At 44.5% G+C, this 19,230-nt stretch carries 15 protein-coding genes; all 15 read left to right on the top strand.

The genetic code is table 11. The features are described 5' to 3' along the window. A partial coding sequence (locus tag NOL38_RS09225) for a restriction endonuclease subunit S (RefSeq protein ID WP_277941984.1) occupies positions 1 to 834 on the top strand: 834 nt, incomplete at its 5' end. Positions 835 to 842: 8 nt separating this feature from the next. Beyond that, the gene (locus tag NOL38_RS09230) at positions 843 to 1,445 is read left to right on the top strand and encodes a restriction endonuclease subunit S (RefSeq protein WP_277941985.1); all 603 of its coding nucleotides are present in this window, start codon (positions 843 to 845) and stop codon (positions 1,443 to 1,445) included. Between the two features lie 14 nt (positions 1,446 to 1,459). After that, positions 1,460 to 2,563: an AAA family ATPase gene (locus NOL38_RS09235; RefSeq protein ID WP_029175214.1), complete on the top strand. Its 1,104-nt coding sequence runs from the start codon at positions 1,460 to 1,462 to the stop codon at positions 2,561 to 2,563. Positions 2,564 to 2,565: 2 nt separating this feature from the next. Continuing rightward, positions 2,566 to 5,664, top strand: a complete 3,099-nt coding sequence (locus NOL38_RS09240) for a type I restriction endonuclease subunit R (protein ID WP_277941986.1) — start codon at positions 2,566 to 2,568, stop codon at positions 5,662 to 5,664. Between the two features lie 106 nt (positions 5,665 to 5,770). After that, positions 5,771 to 7,255 (top strand): threonine synthase, encoded by a 1,485-nt coding sequence (thrC, locus tag NOL38_RS09245; protein WP_277941987.1) that lies wholly within the window; start codon positions 5,771 to 5,773, stop codon positions 7,253 to 7,255. A 126-nt stretch (positions 7,256 to 7,381) separates the two neighbouring features. Further along, the gene (locus tag NOL38_RS09250; protein ID WP_277941988.1) at positions 7,382 to 9,142 is read left to right on the top strand and encodes an ABC transporter ATP-binding protein/permease; all 1,761 of its coding nucleotides are present in this window, start codon (positions 7,382 to 7,384) and stop codon (positions 9,140 to 9,142) included. Beyond that, positions 9,135 to 10,796, top strand: coding sequence for an ABC transporter ATP-binding protein (locus NOL38_RS09255; RefSeq protein ID WP_277941989.1), 1,662 nt, complete (start codon positions 9,135 to 9,137; stop codon positions 10,794 to 10,796). The genes NOL38_RS09250 and NOL38_RS09255 overlap by 8 nt, the downstream gene beginning before the upstream one ends. Next, positions 10,797 to 11,390, top strand: a complete 594-nt coding sequence (locus NOL38_RS09260; RefSeq protein ID WP_277941990.1) for an MptD family putative ECF transporter S component — start codon at positions 10,797 to 10,799, stop codon at positions 11,388 to 11,390. It abuts the gene before it with no gap. After that, positions 11,387 to 12,046: an energy-coupling factor transporter transmembrane component T gene (locus NOL38_RS09265; protein ID WP_277941991.1), complete on the top strand. Its 660-nt coding sequence runs from the start codon at positions 11,387 to 11,389 to the stop codon at positions 12,044 to 12,046. The genes NOL38_RS09260 and NOL38_RS09265 overlap by 4 nt, the downstream gene beginning before the upstream one ends. After that, positions 12,010 to 13,437, top strand: coding sequence for an ABC transporter ATP-binding protein (locus NOL38_RS09270; RefSeq protein WP_277941992.1), 1,428 nt, complete (start codon positions 12,010 to 12,012; stop codon positions 13,435 to 13,437). Before NOL38_RS09265 ends, NOL38_RS09270 begins: the two co-directional genes overlap by 37 nt. Positions 13,438 to 13,442: 5 nt before the next feature. Then, the gene (locus NOL38_RS09275; RefSeq protein ID WP_277941993.1) at positions 13,443 to 14,720 is read left to right on the top strand and encodes an MATE family efflux transporter; all 1,278 of its coding nucleotides are present in this window, start codon (positions 13,443 to 13,445) and stop codon (positions 14,718 to 14,720) included. A gap of 354 nt (positions 14,721 to 15,074) precedes the next feature. Further along, positions 15,075 to 16,010, top strand: a complete 936-nt coding sequence (mvk, locus tag NOL38_RS09280; RefSeq protein WP_277941994.1) for a mevalonate kinase — start codon at positions 15,075 to 15,077, stop codon at positions 16,008 to 16,010. Then, positions 16,003 to 17,028 (top strand): diphosphomevalonate decarboxylase, encoded by a 1,026-nt coding sequence (gene mvaD, locus NOL38_RS09285; RefSeq protein WP_277941995.1) that lies wholly within the window; start codon positions 16,003 to 16,005, stop codon positions 17,026 to 17,028. The genes mvk and mvaD overlap by 8 nt, the downstream gene beginning before the upstream one ends. Before the next feature lies 1 nt (position 17,029). Beyond that, complete coding sequence (locus tag NOL38_RS09290) at positions 17,030 to 18,109, top strand: phosphomevalonate kinase (RefSeq protein ID WP_277941996.1); 1,080 nt, start codon at positions 17,030 to 17,032, stop codon at positions 18,107 to 18,109. 10 nt (positions 18,110 to 18,119) lie between these two features. Next, the gene (fni, locus tag NOL38_RS09295; protein ID WP_254457600.1) at positions 18,120 to 19,217 is read left to right on the top strand and encodes a type 2 isopentenyl-diphosphate Delta-isomerase; all 1,098 of its coding nucleotides are present in this window, start codon (positions 18,120 to 18,122) and stop codon (positions 19,215 to 19,217) included. The last annotated feature ends 13 nt before the right edge of the window (positions 19,218 to 19,230 follow it).

Consider the following 19,230-nt stretch of genomic DNA (forward strand, 5'->3'; position numbering starts at 1 on the left):
ATTTCTTTATCAAAGATGAGAACTTTTCAAATCCCCCTCCCACCCCTAAAAATTCAAAAAGAAATTGTTGCTCTACTTGACAAATTCACGGAATATGTTACAGAATTAACCGCAGAATTAACCGCAGAATTAACCGAACGCCAAAAGCAATACTCTTTTTATCGTGATAAACTCCTCTCTTTTGAAGATGAGGTTTATCAGGTTGAGTGGAAAACTTTGGGGGAGGTTGCTGGTTTTAGGAGAGGGTCATTTCCTCAACCGTATGGGGAGAAAGAATGGTATGGTGGAGAGAACTCTCAGCCTTTTGTTCAAGTGGCAGACATCTCAGAGAATGGTTACTGTCTAAACGCTAGTACTCAGAAACGTATTTCTCAGAAAGCAATTCCAAAGAGTGTTTTTGTTCCTAGAGGGACAGTTCTAGTCACTCTTCAAGGGACGATAGGGAGAGTGGCTATTACTCAATATGATGCTTATGTTGACCGCACTATTGCCATTTTTGATGATTATAAGTGTGATATAGATATTAAATATTTTGCTTATCAATTAAAAAGAAAGTTTGATATTGAAAAAGAGTTTGCAAGAGGTAGTACTCTGAAGACAATAACCAAGCAAGAGTTTTCACAATTTCAGATTCCAATCCCTCCTCTCCCTATCCAACAACGCATCGTCGAGGTCCTTGATAACTTCGATGCAGTTTGTAACGATCTAAATATCGGACTGCCCAAGGAGATTGAGCTACGTCAAAAACAGTATGAATATTTTAGAGAAAAACTCTTGACATTCACCGCCGAAGGCGTGTATCACTGGACAGTGAGCGGGGACCGTCCGACATAATTCGCCTTTTGCAGTGGGTCTTTGGAACCATACGGGTAGAGTTGGGGGCAATAGCTACAGTTCAGCGAGGGGCTTCACCTCGGCCGATTTCAAGTTATTTAACTGAAGACGAGGATGCTATTCCGTGGATAAAGATTGGAGATACGCTATTAAACTCTAAATATATAACCTCAACGGAACAGAAGATTAGTCAAGCAGGAGCTAAGAAGTCTAGACTATTGAAAAAAGGAGATTTTATACTGTCGAACTCAATGAGTTATGGACGTCCATATATTTTGCAAATAGATGGAGCGATACACGATGGTTGGGCCTCAATTAGTGATTTTGAAGAGACTATCAATCCTGACTTTCTTTATCAATACTTGTCATCGCAACGCGTTCAATCCTATTGGGATAGTAAAATCAATAGTGGATCGGTCAGTAATTTGAATTCCGGTATTATCAAATCCTTGGAGATTAACTTACCCTCTCTCTCAACTCAAAAATGTATTGTTGCCATCCTCGACAAGTTCGATGAGTTAACAAATTCGATTTCTCAAGGTTTGCCAAAGGAAATTGAGTTGCGTCAGAAGCAGTATGAGTATTTTAGAGATAAATTATTGACATTTTAAATTAGAGAAATAGTATGGGAAAAAGATTAGAAGAAATTGCAGAGGAATTGAGACAATCTCCTAAAACAGTCCAGTTGATATATGCTTTTAATGGGACGGGAAAAACTCGGTTATCAAAAGCATTTAAAAATATAGTTCAAGGTGATGATAGTCCTACAAGAGATAAAATTATTTATTATAGTGCTTTTACCGAAGACTTATTTTACTGGGACAATGATTTAGAAAATAACAAAGATTATAAATTAAAGGTACAACCGAACTCATTCTTGACTTGGATTATAGAAGAGCAAGGTCAGGATCAAAATATTATTAAAAATTTTCAGCATCACACAGATGATAAATTAAACCCTAGTTTTGATTTGGTGAATAATCAAGTTATTTTTACATTTCAAAGGGGAAATGAAGAGATACGTGAGCAAGTCAAACTTTCTAAAGGTGAGGAAAGCAACTTTATTTGGTCTATCTTTTACACATTACTAGAGTTGGTTATTAGTGAGAGAAAAATTGCTGAAGCGGAAGAGCGAAGCACTAGAGATTTTGATAATCTTGAATACATTTTTATAGACGACCCAGTCTCCTCGTTAGATGAAAATCATTTAATAGAAGTAGCATCGAATCTTGCAGGATTAATAAAAGAGAGCAATGATGAAAGGTTAGGTCTGAAATTTATTATTACAACTCATAACCCGCTGTTTTATAATGTCCTACATAATGAATTTGGAAATGCGAGTAAGTACAGATTGGAAAAGTTAGAAGATGGTACATACCAACTGCACACTCAGCGTAAGGACTCTCCTTTTGCCTACCATTTATTTCTTTGTGAACAAATTTCTAAAGCGATTGCTGAGGATAGTATTCAAAAATTTCATTTCAATTTTCTTCGCAACTTATATGAAAAAACTTCAACATTTCTGGGATATAAAGACTGGAAGGAGTTATTTCCAGAAGAAGCTGCTGATGATGTGCGACAAGCCTATAAGAAGCGTATTTTAGACTTTTCTAGTCACTCTAAGCACTCAGCGGAAGAAACGACAGAATTAAATTCTACCCACAAGCAAATGTTGATATACTTATTTCATGATTTTATTGATCGATATCATTTCTATAAAGAGGAGTAACTATGTCCGAATTCATTCAAACAGACCCGATTATCGAATCCAACAACTTCATCGTTTTGGACAAGTATGTGAAGTCAGTGCAGCCAGGTCATTACCAGACAGAAGCTGATTTGGAGAAGGAGCTGATTGCGGATTTGCAGCAGCAAGGTTATGAGTATCTAAACTATCTGACCACTCCTGAAGCGTTGCTGGGAAATCTTCGGACGCAGATGGAAACGCTCAATCGTGTCAGCTTTACAAATTCAGAGTGGCAACGGTTTTTGGATGAGTATTTGAATAAACCAAGCGAGAGCTTGATTGATCGGACGCGTAAGCTTCATGATGATCATGTCTATGACTTTATTTTTGATGACGGGCATATTCAAAATATCTACCTGTGGGATAAGAAGAACATCAGTCGAAATAAATTGCAGGTCATTAACCAGATGAAGCAGACGGGAACGAGTGCCAATCGGTACGATGTGACCCTTTTGGTCAATGGTTTGCCCTTGGTTCAGATTGAGTTGAAAAAACGCGGGGTTGCCATTCGGGAGGCTTTTAACCAAGTTCATCGCTACAGCAAGGAAAGTTTTAACGAAGAAAATTCCCTCTTCAAGTACCTGCAACTCTTTATTATTTCAAATGGAACGGACACCCGCTACTTTGCCAATACGACCAAGCGGAACAAGAATTCCTTTGATTTCACTATGAATTGGGCCTTGAAGAATAATAATCCGATCAAGGATCTGAAGGACTTCACGGTAACTTTCTTGAGTAAGCAGACCTTGTTAAATGTCATGATAAACTATTCCGTTTTTGATACCAGTGATACCTTACTAATCATGCGTCCCTATCAGATTGCGGCGACTGAGAGGATCATCTGGAAAATTCGCTCTGCTATTGCTTCAAAAATCAAGAGTGGGCCAGAAACAGGTGGCTATATCTGGCATACGACAGGTTCTGGAAAGACCTTGACTAGTTTTAAGGCGGCACGCTTGGCGACAGAGATGGACGAAGTGGACAAGGTCTTTTTCGTGGTGGACCGCAAGGACTTGGATTATCAGACCATGAAGGAGTATCAGAGGTTCTCTCCAGATTCGGTCAATGGCTCTAACAGTACTGCAGGGCTCAAGCGAAATATTGAAAAAGATGACAATAAAATTGTGGTGACTACCATTCAAAAGCTCAATCATTTCATGACAAGTGAGCAGGAGCATGACATCTATGACAAGCAAGTGGTTTTCATCTTTGATGAGTGCCATCGCTCGCAGTTTGGTGAGGCTCAAAAACGCCTGAAGAAAAAATTTAAGAAGTATTGTCAATTCGGATTTACAGGAACACCGATTAAGGTGGAGAATGCTCTAGGTGCAGAAACTACTGCCTCCGTCTTTGGAAAAGAGCTCCATTCCTACGTGATTACGGATGCCATACGGGACCAGAAGGTCTTGAAATTCATGGTGGATTACAATGATGTCCGTCCACAATTCAAATCCTATGAAACAGAGCAGGACTTGGAAAAGTTGAGTGCTGCTGAGACCAAGAAAGCTCTTTTGCACCCAACTCGAATTTCAGAGATTTCTAGCTATATCTTGGAGCATTTCAATCAAAAAACACACCGACAATCTGGAAAAGGCTTTAATGCTATGTTTGCTGTTTCGAGTGTTGAAGCTGCCAAAGCCTATTACCAGGAATTGCAGGAGCAGCAAGTCGGACGAGAGAAGCCACTAAAAATTGCGACAATCTTCTCTTTTGCAGCTAATGAGGCCCAGGCTGCGATTGGAGAAATTGATGATGAGAATTTTACACCGAACGACCTCCCCGACCTCAGTAGTAAAGAGTTTTTAAGTCGTTGCGTGCATGATTACAATCAACTGTTTCAGACTAACTACACCATCAACGGCAATGATTTCCAGAATTATTACCGTGACTTAGCCAAGCGAGTGAAGACGGGTGAGGTCGATTTATTGATTGTAGTGGGAATGTTCTTGACAGGTTTTGATGCTCCTACTTTGAATACCTTGTTTGTGGATAAAAACCTGCGTTATCATGGACTAATTCAAGCCTTTTCACGAACCAATCGGATTTATGATGCGACCAAGTCCTTTGGTAATATTGTGACTTTCCGAGATTTGGAGAAAGCGACGACGGATGCCATTAAACTATTTGGAAAAACAGAAACCGCAGAAGTCTTGTTGGAACGGTCCTACACAGACTACTTGGAGGGTTACGACGATGCTGGTGAGCAGAAAGCCGGCTATTTGGCTGTTGCCCAGGAGCTCCTAGAGCGTTTTCCAGATCCAAGTGAGATTGTTAAAGAAAGTGATAAGAAGGCCTTTGTAGACTTATTCGGGAAGTTTTTGAAGCTGGATAATATTCTCCAGAACTACGATGACTTTGTGCGTTTACAAGCTGTTCAGATGCTTGATTTTGAAAATCCTGAGGAAGTGGTTGCTTTTCAAGCCAAATACCAGATAGATATTGAAACGATGGAAGAACTGGCTCAGCTTCCTATACCGACAGTTCGGGAAATTCAGGATTATCGCTCTACTTATAACGACATCAGGGATTGGTATACCCGTGAACGCCAAAACCAGCAAAACAGCAAATCGAAGGTAGATTGGGACTCAGTAGTCTTTGAGGTCGAGTTGCTGAAATCACAAGAAATCAATCTAGACTACATCTTGGAATTGATTTTTGAAACCAATAAAACAGTATCGGATAAGGATACTTTGGTAGAAGAAATCACACGTACCATTCGTGCCAGTCTTGGTAATCGAGCCAAGGAAGACTTGATTGTGAAGTTTATTCGTCGAAGTGATTTGGATAGTTTTGTGGATAAGTCGGACATTATCGAAAAATTCTTCCTCTTTGCTCGGGAGGAACAGAAAAAAGAAGTTGCCGAGCTTATTCAGCAAGAAGGCTTGAATGAAGAGAGTGCCAAGCGGTATATTCAACTTTCTTTGAGGAGGGAATATGCCAGCGAAAATGGGAATGCCCTCAATGAAACCTTGCCGAAGATGAGCCCCCTAAATCCTCAGTATCATACGAAGAAGCAGACTGTTTTCCAAAAAATTAGTGCCTTGGTTGAAAAATTTAAGGGGATTGGTGGGAATATCAGCTAAAAAACCGGACAAGCGTTCGGTTTTTTGGTTTATCTTGCCAATTTTCTGTCAATTTAGGTGGGTTTTGTGGTAGAATAGAAAAAATAGATTTTTTATGAGGGATACCATGACATTAGTATATCAATCAACACGCGATGCTAAAAATACTGTATCGGCTAGTCAGGCGATTTTGCAGGGTTTGGCGACAGATGGTGGTTTGTTTACACCGATTTCCATTCCAACAGTTGACTTGGATTTTTCTGTTTTGAAAGACGCTTCTTATCAAGAAGTTGCCAAGTTGATTTTGTCGGCTTTCTTGGATGATTTTACGGCAGATGAACTAGACTACTGTATCAATAACGCCTACGACAGCAAGTTTGACACGCCAGCTATTGCCCCAGTGGTTAAGCTAAAAGGTCAATACAACCTAGAGCTCTTCCGAGGTTCAACCATTGCCTTCAAGGATATGGCTTTATCTATCCTACCTTACTTGATGACAACTGCGGCGAAAAAACATGGTTTGGAAAATGAGATTGTCATCTTGACAGCGACTTCAGGCGATACAGGCAAGGCGGCTATGGCTGGCTTTGCGGATGTCCCAGGCACGAAAATCATTGTCTTCTACCCACGCGATGGGGTGTCTAAGGTCCAAGAATTGCAGATGACCACGCAGACAGGGGCTAATACCCACGTGGTAGCCATTGACGGAAACTTTGACGATGCCCAGACAAATGTCAAGCACATGTTCAACGATGAGGCCCTCCGCGCCAAATTGGCGGCCAAGAAACTCCAGTTTTCATCTGCTAACTCCATGAACATCGGCCGCTTGGTGCCACAGATTGTGTACTATGTCTATGCCTATGCCCAGCTGGTTAAAACTGGCGAGATTGCGGCGGGCGACAAGGTCAACTTCACCGTTCCAACAGGAAACTTTGGAAATATCTTGGCGGCTTATTACGCCAAACAAATCGGTCTGCCAGTTGGCAAGCTCATCTGTGCGTCAAACGACAACAATGTCTTGACCGACTTCTTCTCGACAGGCGTTTACGACAAGAACCGTACCTTCCGCGTGACCACTAGTCCGTCCATGGATATCTTGGTGTCTTCTAACTTGGAGCGCTTGATTTTCCATCTCTTTGGCAATGACGCTGCAAAAACAGCTGAGCTGATGGAAGCCTTGAACACAGCTGGTCAGTATGACATCCAAGGGGCTGACGCGGAAATCCTCTCTCTCTTTGCTGCCGCCTTTGCGACAGAAGAAGAAACCGCTGCGGAAATCAAGCGTGTCTATGACGAGTCAGACTACATTGAAGATCCACATACGGCTGTTGCTTCAGCTGTCTATAAACAGTATGTGGAGCAAACAGGGGATCAGACTCCGACAGTGGTTGCATCAACTGCTAGTCCTTACAAGTTCCCTGTGGTTGCGGTTGAGGCTGTGACAGGCCAGTCAGGCTTGACCGACTTTGAAGCCCTTGCCAAACTGCATGAAATTTCAGGTGTAGCCCTGCCGCCAGCTGTGGACGGCTTGGAAACGGCACCTGTCCGCCACAATACCGTCGTTGCAGCTGCCGATATGCAGGCTGAAGTAGAGCGCTATTTGGGTGTGTAATAAAAAATGACTTATGACAAACTGCTTAAAACAGGCAGTTTGTTTTCTTTTTTAATACAAATTAAAATTTACAGATAATTCAAAGAATGATATACTATATAGGAATACTTGTTGATGAGGTGACGTATGGCACAAGAACAGGAGAAAATCTCCAGAGAAAAGAAAAAAGCCCTCTTGAAGCGACTCAAAGAACGCATCAAACCCAAGATGAAGCTGGTTTATTTGGCAGCCTTTCTATCCTGGGTGCAATTTTTGATGCGGATTATTTCCTTCTACCTGATTGCTAAGGGTTTTGTGACCTACTATGAGGGCGGACAGGTTGATCTGGGACGCTTTGTCCTCATCTTGCTGGGGCTCAATGCCTTTGGCTATGGTGTGGCTCTGATTGCCAAGCGTTTGCAGGGATTGGGTTCCCAGTTTGCTCGGGATTCGCTCAAGCAGTCCTTCTTTGAGGCTCTCTTGGCTAAGGACGGTCAGTTTGAGTCAAAAGCGACAGCAGCGGATGTCTTTAACATCGCTTCACAGGGAATTGATAGCCTGGATACCTACTATTCCTACTACATGGCATCTTCCTTGCGGACCCAGTTTAACTGTGCGACAGTTCTCTTGCTGGTCTTTCTGATTTTCCCGCTGGGGGCAGTCATTTTCATCTTGGCCTTGCCCCTAATTCCCATTTCCATTATCGCTATGCAGAAGCGGTCCAAGCGGATCATGAATCGCTACTGGGGCTCCTACATGGATGTGGGCAATCTTTTCCTGGACGACCTCAAGGGGCTTAATACCCTTTATTCCTATCAGGCGGATGAGACTTATGAGAAGACCTTCAATGAGCAGGCCGAGGACTTCCGCGATGCGACCATGGAGCTACTCAGTTTTCAGCTGCAAGCGGTGGGCTACATGGATGCGGTCATGTATCTAGGAATTGGCTTGTCTGGTTTTGTGGCGGTCAATAGCCTAGCGGCAGGCAATCTCTCCCTCTTTAGTATGCTTTTCTTTGTCCTCATTGCGACGGAGTTTTTTGCACCCATACGGGAGCAGGGCTACGGTATGCACTTGGTGATGATGAATACTAAGATGGCGGATCGCATTTTTGGTTTCTTGGACAGTATGACAGCGGAGCAGGAAATCGATGCTGTCCATGTGCCTGCTTTTGACAGTCTAAAACTAGAAGATTTGGCCTTTGCCTACGGAGAAAAGCCAGTCCTAGAAGATATTTCTATGACCATGACGGCTGGCAAGGTCTATGCTTTGGCGGGTGAGTCAGGTCAAGGGAAAACGACCTTGGCCCAGCTGCTCTTGGGACGCTTGCGGGCGGATAAGGGGTCTATTTACTTGGGTGAGCAGGAGATTTCGACTGTCAGCCAGTTGTCTCTGAATGAGCAGGTCCTCTATGTATCTGGTCAGTCAACCCTACTCAACCAGTCTATCTATGATAACTTGCGGATGGCGGTTGATTGGTCTAAGGAGGACATCTTGGCCTGGGCAGATCAGCACGTGGTCTTGCAGTTTGTCAAGAATCTGCCAGATGGTTTGGACACGATTGTGGGCGATGACGGTGCTTTCTTGTCGCCTGGTCAACGCCAGCAGGTTATCTGTGCCCGTGCGGTCTTGGCCAAACGCTCGCTCTATATCTTTGACGAGGTGACGTCCAGCGTCGATCAGGACAATGAAGGTTTGATTTACGACCTCATTAACCTGGTGGCCAAGGATGCAATTGTTATTATTATTACACATAAGATGAAACAAGTGGAGCAGGCAGATGATATTCTCTTCTTGTCTGCGGAGGGAGCTGTGACAGGCAACCATGCTACGCTTTATCAGACTAGCTTGGCCTATGGTCAGCTGGTTGATCAACAAAGAGAATTGGAGGAAGCCGTTTATGGATAAGAAAGAAATGCCAACAAGGGTGCTGATTCCGAGACTCTTGCAGTCCATGAAGCACCTCTTGCCACGGATTGCGGTGGCGGTTTGCTTTGCGGTCTTGGGACAGGTGGTGACCATTGCTATTCCAGTTATGCTGGTCTATCTGGCTTTTGATGCCTTTACTGGCAATCCTGCTCCGCTATGGACCTTGGGGATCCTCATTCTCCTAGCTCTTTTACGTGGGGGCTTCCGCTATGGTGAGCATTACTTTGGTCATTATGTGGCCTTTCATACGCTGGCGGCCTATCGTCGTTTGATTTTTGCAAAACTGCGGGCCTTGGCTCCTGGGAAATTGGATCGACAGGACAGCGGTAGCCTGCTTAAGATGATTGGGGAGGACATTGAAGCCTTGGAGGTTTTCTTTGCCCATACCATTGCCCCGATTTGTACAGGGATTTTAGTGGCTCTTGGTTTGACGGTCTATTTTGGTCTATCTAGCTGGGGTTTGGCTTTGCTGGCTCTGGTGACCTATGCTCTTTTGGCTATTGCTATTCCAAATCAGTTTGCCAAGCAGCTGCAGCCCTTGCTCAAGGAGCAAAATGCCAGTCGCAAGGACTATGTTTCCTACTTTATTGAAAGTCTCAAGAGCATGAAGGACCTCATGCAGTTCCAGCAGACAGATGAACGCTTTGCCAATTTGACGAACAAAAGCCAAGAGGTCAATGGTCAGGAGAGAAAGGTCGCCCAGACCAACTTTATGCAGTATGCTGTTTCCTTCCTGGTCGTGGGGCTGTCCATTATGGGATTTGCCTGGCTGACCTTTGACTTGGTAGGTAGTCAGAGTTTGGACTTAGCAACAGGAGTAGCCCTGCTGGTTTCTTTCACTAGCTCCTTTGCTCCCTTCTTGGAGCTCAGCCGTCTGCCTCTTGGTTTCAAGCGAGCCATGAATGCTGGTCGCAATATCTATGCTCTTTTGGATGAAAAAGAAGCAGAGCGAACAGGTGAGCTTGTTGAGGTCAGAGTGACGGACATTGCTATCGAACAACTGGACTTCGACTATGATGACCGAGAAACAGGGCTCTATCGGAACCTGTCTGTCCAGTTTGAACAGGGGGGGATTATTGGTTTGGTCGGTGAGTCCGGTGCAGGAAAATCCACCTTGATGAAATTGATCATGCGGTGGTATGATTGGAAGCAGGGGCAAATCCGCCTGTCTGGCTTGGATAGTCGGCAGGTAGATAAGGCACATTTGCAGGGCTCCTTTGCCTATGTACCACAGGTGCCACAAATCTTCCGCCAGACCATTCGGGAAAATCTTGTCTTGGGTCGGACAGATGTGTCGGATGAAACCATCATGGACTTGGCAGAAAAATGCCACATGAAAGAACGGATTTTGGCAGCACCGCAGGGCTTGGATACGCTTGTGGAAGCCAGTGACTTTTCAGCAGGAGAAGGGCAACGCTTGGAACTCATGCGGGCCTTGCTCAAAAACGCTGACTGCTATATCTTTGATGAGCCAACTAGTAACCTAGACTCGCTCAATGAAGCCCGCTTTATCCAACTGGTTAAGGAACACTGTCAGGGCATGGTCTTCTTGATTTCTCATAGAAGCTCGACCATGGCCTGTGCGGATACCATTTTCCGCTTGGAAGACGGACAATTAGTAAAGGAAAAATAAATGAAGAAATTACAAGTAAAAGATCTGATGGTAACAGGGGCTTTTGCTGCCCTCTACTTTGTTTGTGTTGGTCTAGGAACCTTGTTGAGCTTGGTTTTTGATCGTTCGGGTAATATGATGTATGCACCTGCTGGAACAGCCCTTTTGGCAGGACCTGTTTATATGTTATTGGTAGCTAAGGTTGGTAAATTTGGCTCCATCAGTTTGGTGGGTGCGGTCATGGCCTGCTTCTTTTTCCTGTCAGGCTATATGACAGCGGCCTTTCTGCCTAGCTTGACCTTTGGTTTTTTGGCAGAAATGGTAGCGAAGTCAGGTCGCTATAAACAAAAATGGACCAATCTTCTTAGCTATATCATTTTCTCTTTTGGAAACTTGGGACCTATTATTCTTATGTGGTTCATGCGAGATGCCTATGAGGCCAATCTTTTGGCACGTGGAAAATCAGCAGAATACATCGCTCGTGTCATGCTTGATTTCACTCCAGAGAATGTGCTATGGTTGTCAACGACCATTATCTTAACAGCTCTTATCAGTGGTTTGTTTGGTCAATACATGCTTCAGCGCTATTTTAAACAATCAGGTTATCTTTCATGAAATTAGATGCTCGTACAAAAATTATTCTCGTCATCTTCACTAGTTTTGCCTATGGGATGCGTCTCACAATATTAGAAAATGCAGTGCTGGTCTTAGGCCTTAGCCTGCTTTTCTGGTTTTCTGGAAAGCGGAAAATGGCTATAATGAGTCCTATGGCCTATTCTATTTTTTGTCTGTTGTCCTATATTACATTTTTACCAGCATGGCTGACGCATTTGTTGCTTGTATTGACCTATACATGGCCTCCGCTTTTGGCAGGGCATCTATTACTGATGACGACAAGTGGTTACGAACTCATTCATGGCTTGCGGAAATGGCACCTGCCAGAGGTATTTCTTTTGACGTTGGGAGTAATGTTTCGTTTCCTACCTGCCATTAAACAGGATGCTCGTACGATTTGTGCCTCTTTGAAGGTTAGAGGAATTTTTTTACGGAAGAGAGATGTGGTTTGTAAGCCACTCCAGTACATGGAGTTTTTCTTGGTTCCCTTGATGATGTCTCTCTTGCGAACAGCTCAGGAATTGACAGTAGCCAGTCTGACAAAAGGTTTGGCTGTATCTACGAAATCACCTGCATATATTCGGTCGTCTTGGACCGTGCTAGATTGGAGTCTTTGTTTATGTTGTCTTGTTTTTCTGATTCTCGTCCGGCTGTGACGGTAAAAAATGTAGCATTAACTTATTCAGGAGCAGATAAACCAGCCTTGCAGATAGAGGATTTGACCATTCCAAAAGGCCAGTGTGTTGTTTTATGTGGGGAGAGTGGCTCTGGGAAGTCTAGTTTTCTCAAGGTATTAAATGGTTTGACGCCAGAATATTATCCTGCTCAGCTTTCGGGACAAATTTTCTTAGGGGACTTGGATTTACAAAAATCTAGTCTGGAAGAAATATCTCGGCACATTGCTTCAGTCTTTCAGCATCCGTCTACTCAATTTTTTCATAGTCAGGTCTTGCAGGAATTGGTTTTCCCTTGTGAAAATCAGGGTTTGTCAAGAGAAGAAATCGAGAATCGCCTGGCTTGGGTTATGGAATTATTTGGTTTGGCTTCTCTTAGCCAGCGAACGATTTCCAGTCTATCAGGCGGTCAGCAACAACGTCTAGCCTTGGCCGTTACAGCTATGCAAGGGACAGATGTCTTGGTTTTAGATGAGCCGACTGCCAACCTAGATCAGGAAGGGATTGCGATTGTAGAGGACATCTTGAAAACTTTAAAAAGCCAAGGCAAGACCATTATTATTGCCGAGCATAGACTGTCTTATCTCAGTCAATTGGCAGATCGCTATTTATATTTTCAAGATGGGCAAGTGGTGACGGATTATCTAGCAGATGAGTTTTTAAGTCGGACAGAAGAATGCCGTCAGGATATGGGACTGCGTTGTTATGACTCGGAGCCGTATGGGCGGGCAATAGCGGAGCTGGCGGACCAGTTTGTTAATGATAAAGAGGGTTTACTTGTTGAAAATTTATCGGTAAGTCAGAAAGAGAATACTCTCTACGAGATTGAAAAACTCTGCTTGGCACCAGGACAGGTGGTGGGTCTGGTTGGAGCGAATGGTTCTGGAAAAACAAGCCTTGCTCGTTATCTGGTCGGTTTAGCGGAAGATAAGAAGAGTAGGATTTCTTGGCAAGGTCAAACCTTATCTAGTCGCCAGAGATTGGAAAAAACAGCCTTTGTTATGCAGGATGTTCGACTCCAACTATTTGCGGAAAGTGTTGAGCGAGAACTTACTCTTGGAAGGAAAAATAGAGCTGTCGCTGAACATTTTGTAGCTCGTTTTGGTCTATCGGATTTGTTGGAGAGACATCCGGTCAGTTTATCGGGCGGTGAACAACAGCGCGTGATGATAGTGGCTAGCTTACTGGCAGATAAGGAAATTTTCATTTTTGATGAACCGACGAGCGGCTTGGATTTGAGACGAATGCAACAAGTTGCTTCCGCTTTAGTAGACTTAAAAATGAAGAATAAGTTGGTTTTGTTAATTTCTCACGATGAAGAACTATTGAATCTGGTTTGTGATAAAATAGTAGATATTAAACAGTTGAAATAGAGATTATGAACAAACAAACCTATAAAGAAATTTTAACCATTGCCTTTCCAGCCATGGGGGAAAACCTTCTCCAGATGTTAATGGGGGTAGTAGACTCTTATCTAGTAGCCAGTATTGGCATCGTAGCTTTATCTGGAGTTTCCCTTGCTAATAATATTTTAGCCGTCTATCAGGCGGTTTTTATTGCCCTAGCAGCAGCGGTGTCTTCTCGTTTGGCTCAGGCTTTGGGTGAAGGGGTTTCAGAAGGCATTGGAGGAATTGCTAGTGAAAGTGTCAAGTTTACAGTTTTTATCGGTCTCCTTTTAGGAATTTTTTCAGTTCTGGCAGGTCCAATAGTACTTACTAGCTTGGGGGCAGAATCAGAAGTGGTACAGGCTGGAGGTCTTTATTTGATATTGGTCGGTGGGGGAGCACCTTTTTTGGGACTCATGACAAGTTTGAGTGCAATCTTACGAACCTTGGGGGAACCACGTTTTCCTATGTATATCAGCCTGCTCTCGAACGTTCTAAATGCACTATTTTCAGCATTTGCAGTCTTTGTGCTTCATGCAGGTGTAGCTGGAGTTGCGATTGGCACGGTCTTATCGCGGTTGATTGGTTGTAGCCTGCTTTGGTCTCGCTTACCAATTTCTTTAAAACCATGGACCTGGTCCTTTGATAAAGAACTGCTTAGACTTGCTCTGCCAGCAACCGGTGAACGGTTGATGATGCGGGTGGGAGATGTGGTAGTCGTGGCGTTGATTACCAGCTTAGGGACAGCGACGGTAGCTGGAAATGCGATTGGAGAAACCCTGACGCAGTTTAACTATATGCCGGCTTTAGGGATTGCTACCGCTACAATCATCCTTACAGCAAAACACAGACAGGATAAAGCTATAGTCCGACATATTTTTCAAACAAGCTTTGGCCTTTCTTTGCTGTTTATGTTTTTGGTGGCTGGGGTGACTTATTTTGCGTGGTCTTTCCTAATCGGTCTTTATACTAAGGATATTCATGCAGTACAAGCTAGTCAAACAGTATTATTTTATGCCATGTTGGGAGTTCCCTTTACAGCTGGCACTCTTATTATGACAGCTCTTTGGCAAGGTTTAGGAAATGCTAGATTACCCTTTTATGCCACAACTATCGGTATGTGGCTAGTGCGGATTGGCATAGCTTATTTACTTGTAATATTTTTTAAAATCGGTTTGTCAGCCATTTGGATTGCAACGATTTTAGATAATGCCTTCCGGGCAGGAGTGCTATTTTTTCAGTATAGGTATTCAAAACAAGAATCAATTTAAGATAAGGCTAAGAAAATTTTCAGTTTCTTTTAAGTTTGTAGCTATATACTATATTCAAGCTAGAAATAGCGAATTTCTTTTTCATATAATCTCCAGAGAACAGTCGACCGCGGTCGGCTGTTTTCGTGTTAAGTTTTAAGAAAATAAGTATGAGAAATTACTTTAGAAAAATCTAAGAAATCTTTCAGTTTCTTTTAAGTTAGTAGCTATATACTATATTCAAGCTAGAAATAGCGAACAACTTTCTTTTTCATATAATCTCCTAGAGAACAGTCGACTGCGGTCGGCTGTTTTCGTGTGTTCTATTCTTATGTAAAAATGGTATAATAGTAGTGATTGTATAAGGAGAAAAGTATGTCGGTAGTAGGAAAAGCAAATGGAAAAATCATTTTGATGGGAGAGCATGCGGTGGTCTATGGGCAACCAGCAATTGCTATGCCTTTTTCTGCTGTTGAAATTATTGCTCAGGTAACTGCTCAAGGGGAAGCGCTGACTGTTGCTTGTGACTTCTATAAAGGCTTGGTGCACAAGATGCCAAAAATCTGGGAAAGCCTCAAGCATGCCATCCGTTTCTCGCTCTATCGTATCGGAGCACCGACAGACCCAGCTATCCATATCGAGATTAGTTCCACCATTCCTGCCGAGCGCGGTATGGGCTCCAGTGCAGCCGTGGCAGTTGCAGTAGCACGCGCCCTCTTTGCCTACTATAAAAAAGAACTGACCAACAGCGAACTCTGGGACATCGTCCAGTCTTCAGAAAAAATTGCCCACGGCAATCCATCAGGCATAGATGCGGCGACCACCAGCGGAAAGTCCCCCGTCTTCTTTATCAAGCACCAGCCCATCGAACCTTTTGAGCTGAAACTCCATGCCTATTTGGTAGTGGCTGACACAGGTGTGACGGGAAACACCTTAGAAGCCATTTCAGACGTGGCTGATTTGTTGGAGAAAAAGCCAGAGGCTATCAAGCTAGTAGAAGAACTGGGGAACTTGACCCGACAGGCCAAGGAAGATTTAGCCACAGACCAGGCAGAGCTTCTAGGCAGCAGAATGAACCAAGCCCATGCCCTCCTGCAAAAATTAGGCGTGTCTGATCCTAGCCTGGATAAGCTAGTCAGCTTTGCCCAAGAAAATGGAGCCCTCGGAGCCAAATTAACTGGTGGCGGACGAGGCGGTTGCATGATTGCCCTGGCAAGAACAGCTCAGGATGCCCAAAAACTTGCACACATTCTTGACCAAGCAGGCGCCCGCCAAACCTGGATACAGTACTTAGGAGAAACCAATGACTAAACAAACAGGCATTGCCCGTGCCCATACCAATATTGCCTTGATTAAATACTGGGGAAAACGAGATAAGGAATTATTCCTACCCATGAATTCTAGTTTATCCCTGACCCTTGACGCGTTTTATACGGATACCAAGGTTGTTTTTGACCCAGAATTAACTGCCGATGAGTTCTATCTCAACGGAATTTTACAAAAAGAAAAAGAAATTTTAAAAATTTCTCGATTTTTGGATTTGTTTTGCGAATATATAGGTGAAAGGGCATTTGCCCGAGTGGAAAGTCTAAATTTTGTTCCGACTGCAGCAGGTTTGGCTAGTTCAGCCTCAGCCTTTGCAGCACTGGCTCTGGCAACTGCGACAGCCTTGGAATTAGATTTGTCACCAGCCACCCTATCAACCCTTGCTCGCAGGGGTTCTGGCTCTAGTACCCGTAGCCTATTCGGTGGCTTTGTTGAGTGGGATATGGGAACTGGTTCGGAAGATTCTATGGCCCGTCCCATTGACGATGCGGATTGGGATATCGGCATGGTCGTCTTGGCGGTCAATACCGGACCGAAAAAGATTGCTAGTCGAGAGGGAATGGACCATACGGTTGCCACCTCGTCATTTTACACAGCCTGGGTAGAAACCGCTAAGCAAGACTTGGTGGACATCAAGGCAGCTATTGCCAGCCGTGATTTTGAAAAACTTGGTCAGATTACAGAGCACAATGGCATGAAAATGCACGCAACAACGCTCTCTGCCAATCCACCCTTTACCTATTGGTCAGCCGATAGCCTAGTGGCTCAAGAGGCAGTCCGTCAGGTTCGTGAAGCAACTGGCTTATCAGCCTACATGACCATGGATGCGGGACCAAATGTCAAGGTCCTCTGCCGAGCAAGTCAAATGGATGAGCTAGTAGCTGAATTGGCCAAAGTCTTCCCAAGAGAGAAAATCATCACCAGCAAGCCTGGTCCCGCTACCTACGTCCTCAGTGAAGACGAGTGGCAGACCTCGCAAGCAGCGTTTGAAAAGGACTTGTAGCATGAAAGTACAAGTAAAGATACCTGGAAAACTCTTTCTGGCAGGGGAATATGCAGTTGTTGAGGCAGGCTATCCTGCGGTGATTGCAGCGGTTGATCAGTACCTGACCGTCACCATTGAACCAAGTGACCGAGGCCTTCTTCATTCCAGCCAGCAAGTAGACCTCTATCTGATCTGGGAGCGTAAGGAAGGTATCGCTCATGTCCAAGGTGACCATCCCTATGCTCTGATTGAGACAGCCATGCAGGTGACAGAAGCCTATCTGACAGCCAAGGGCTATGCTTGTCATGGAACTTACAGTCTAGCGGTCCAGTCTGACCTGGATGACCAGACTTCAGGTGCCAAGTATGGTCTGGGGTCGTCAGGGGCAGTAACGGTTGCGACGGTCAAGGCCCTGTTGACCTACTACGGTCACCGACCAGATGCCCTCCTGACCTACAAGCTGGCAGCCTTGGCCCAGACCAAGCTAGGCATGACAGGTTCCTTCGGAGATTTGGCGGCTTCCAGTTTTGGTGGCTTGATAGCCTATCGTTCTCTGGACCGTTCTTGGCTTTTAGGGAAAATGGCAGAGCTGTCCCTGCTGGATCTGGTGGAAAGTGATTGGCAAAGTTTGTCTATCAGCCCTATCCAGTTACCCCAAGGTTTAGACCTCTTGGTGGGATGGACAGGGTCGGCGGCTTCGACGGACAGGCTTGTTTCCCAGATGGAAGACCAAAAAAGTCAGGCTGAAAAAGAGCAAATTCATAGCCAGTTTCTAGCCGACTCCAAGACCTGTGTAGAACAGTTGATAGTAGCTTGTCAGACAAATGACTCAGCGTCAGTAAGGCAGGGTCTTGCTCAAAACCGCAAGCTCTTACAAGACTTTGCGAGAGGAATGGGTTTGGTCATTGAAACGCCTCAACTGAGTCAACTCTGTGACCTGGCCCAGACCTATGGAGCGGTGGCCAAGTCATCTGGTGCGGGTGGTGGTGACTGCGGCATTTGCTTGGTAGACAGTAAGGAACAAAAAGTAGCGATTGAGAAGGCTTGGCAACAAGCCGGCATTCTTCCACTCCAACTAAAGATCATAAGTAGAGAATAAGGAGAACCCTATGTTTTATCTAGGAGAATTTGGTTTAGACCGCAAGGATCAACACGTTGGCTTGGCCAACCAGCAATATAGTGCCATGCCTGCCAAGGACTTCACAGAAACCCTGTTTGTCCATCATTCCCTGCCGCAGACCAAGGTGGATGAGGTGGATATTTCGACCAGTGTGGCTGGTTTGGATTTTGCCTTTCCTTTCTTTGTCAATGCCATGACTGGCGGAAGCAAGAAGACCCGCGAGATCAACCGTCTGTTGGGGATTATGGGGCATTTTGGCAAGATTGCTCTGGCTTCTGGATCGGTTAGTGCGGCGATTAAGGATCCGTCTGTTGCGGAAACCTTCTCCGTGATGCGTCGGGAAAATCCTTACGGGATTATCTTTGCCAACCTAGGTGCCCATCATAGTGTGGAGAATGCCAAGCGAGCTGTGGATTTGTTGGAGGCCAATGCCATTCAGATCCATGTCAATGCTCCTCAGGAGATTGTCATGCCTGAGGGAGATCGTGATTTCACTATGTGGTTGAAGAATATTGAAACCCTGGTGGAGGAGATGGAAGTGCCTGTCATTGTCAAGGAAGTTGGTTTTGGCATGAGCCGTGAAACAGTAGCCCAGCTGGCTTCTGTCGGTGTGCAAACTATTGATGTGTCTGGTACTGGGGGGACGGATTTCGCCAAGATTGAAAATGCCCGTCGGACCTTCAATGACTATGCCTATTTAGAAGGTTGGGGTCAGTCAACTGTGACTTCCTTGGTGGAAGCTATGTCTGTTTCTGAGGATATCCGTCCAAGCCTGATTGCATCTGGTGGCATTAAAACACCGCTAGATATTGTCAAATCCTTAGCTCTTGGTGCAGACCTTGTCGGTATGTCCAATCATTTCCTTCAATATGTCAAGGATGGAAAAGGGCATCGTTTCGATGACGGCTTGCAGGCTATTAAGACCTATCAATGGCAGATTGCTGAAATCATGACCATGTTGGGGGCTAAGAATATTGCGGAACTACGTCAGAAAGATTTGGTTTTGGCTCCAAATGTACAAAACTGGTGCGAGGCGCGTGGGATTGATTGGAAAGTCTATGCCCGTCGGTCAGCGAATGTGAGTTAAAGAGAGATAGATT

It is taken from the genome of Streptococcus suis, assembly GCF_029616525.1.
In the GTDB taxonomy this organism is placed as follows: Bacteria; Bacillota; Bacilli; order Lactobacillales; family Streptococcaceae; genus Streptococcus; species Streptococcus suis_AF.

What these genes read in the sequence shown, in the direction of transcription:
- NOL38_RS09235 (WP_029175214.1), top strand. Translation starts at nt 1,460, where the DNA reads ATGGGAAAAAGATTAGAAGAAATTGCAGAGGAATTGAGACAATCTCCT.
- NOL38_RS09240 (WP_277941986.1), top strand. Translation starts at nt 2,566, where the DNA reads ATGTCCGAATTCATTCAAACAGACCCGATTATCGAATCCAACAACTTC.
- thrC (WP_277941987.1), top strand. Translation starts at nt 5,771, where the DNA reads ATGACATTAGTATATCAATCAACACGCGATGCTAAAAATACTGTATCG.
- NOL38_RS09250 (WP_277941988.1), top strand. Translation starts at nt 7,382, where the DNA reads ATGGCACAAGAACAGGAGAAAATCTCCAGAGAAAAGAAAAAAGCCCTC.
- NOL38_RS09255 (WP_277941989.1), top strand. Translation starts at nt 9,135, where the DNA reads ATGGATAAGAAAGAAATGCCAACAAGGGTGCTGATTCCGAGACTCTTG.
- NOL38_RS09260 (WP_277941990.1), top strand. Translation starts at nt 10,797, where the DNA reads ATGAAGAAATTACAAGTAAAAGATCTGATGGTAACAGGGGCTTTTGCT.
- NOL38_RS09265 (WP_277941991.1), top strand. Translation starts at nt 11,387, where the DNA reads ATGAAATTAGATGCTCGTACAAAAATTATTCTCGTCATCTTCACTAGT.
- NOL38_RS09270 (WP_277941992.1), top strand. Translation starts at nt 12,010, where the DNA reads ATGTTGTCTTGTTTTTCTGATTCTCGTCCGGCTGTGACGGTAAAAAAT.
- NOL38_RS09275 (WP_277941993.1), top strand. Translation starts at nt 13,443, where the DNA reads ATGAACAAACAAACCTATAAAGAAATTTTAACCATTGCCTTTCCAGCC.
- mvk (WP_277941994.1), top strand. Translation starts at nt 15,075, where the DNA reads ATGTCGGTAGTAGGAAAAGCAAATGGAAAAATCATTTTGATGGGAGAG.
- mvaD (WP_277941995.1), top strand. Translation starts at nt 16,003, where the DNA reads ATGACTAAACAAACAGGCATTGCCCGTGCCCATACCAATATTGCCTTG.
- NOL38_RS09290 (WP_277941996.1), top strand. Translation starts at nt 17,030, where the DNA reads ATGAAAGTACAAGTAAAGATACCTGGAAAACTCTTTCTGGCAGGGGAA.
- fni (WP_254457600.1), top strand. Translation starts at nt 18,120, where the DNA reads ATGTTTTATCTAGGAGAATTTGGTTTAGACCGCAAGGATCAACACGTT.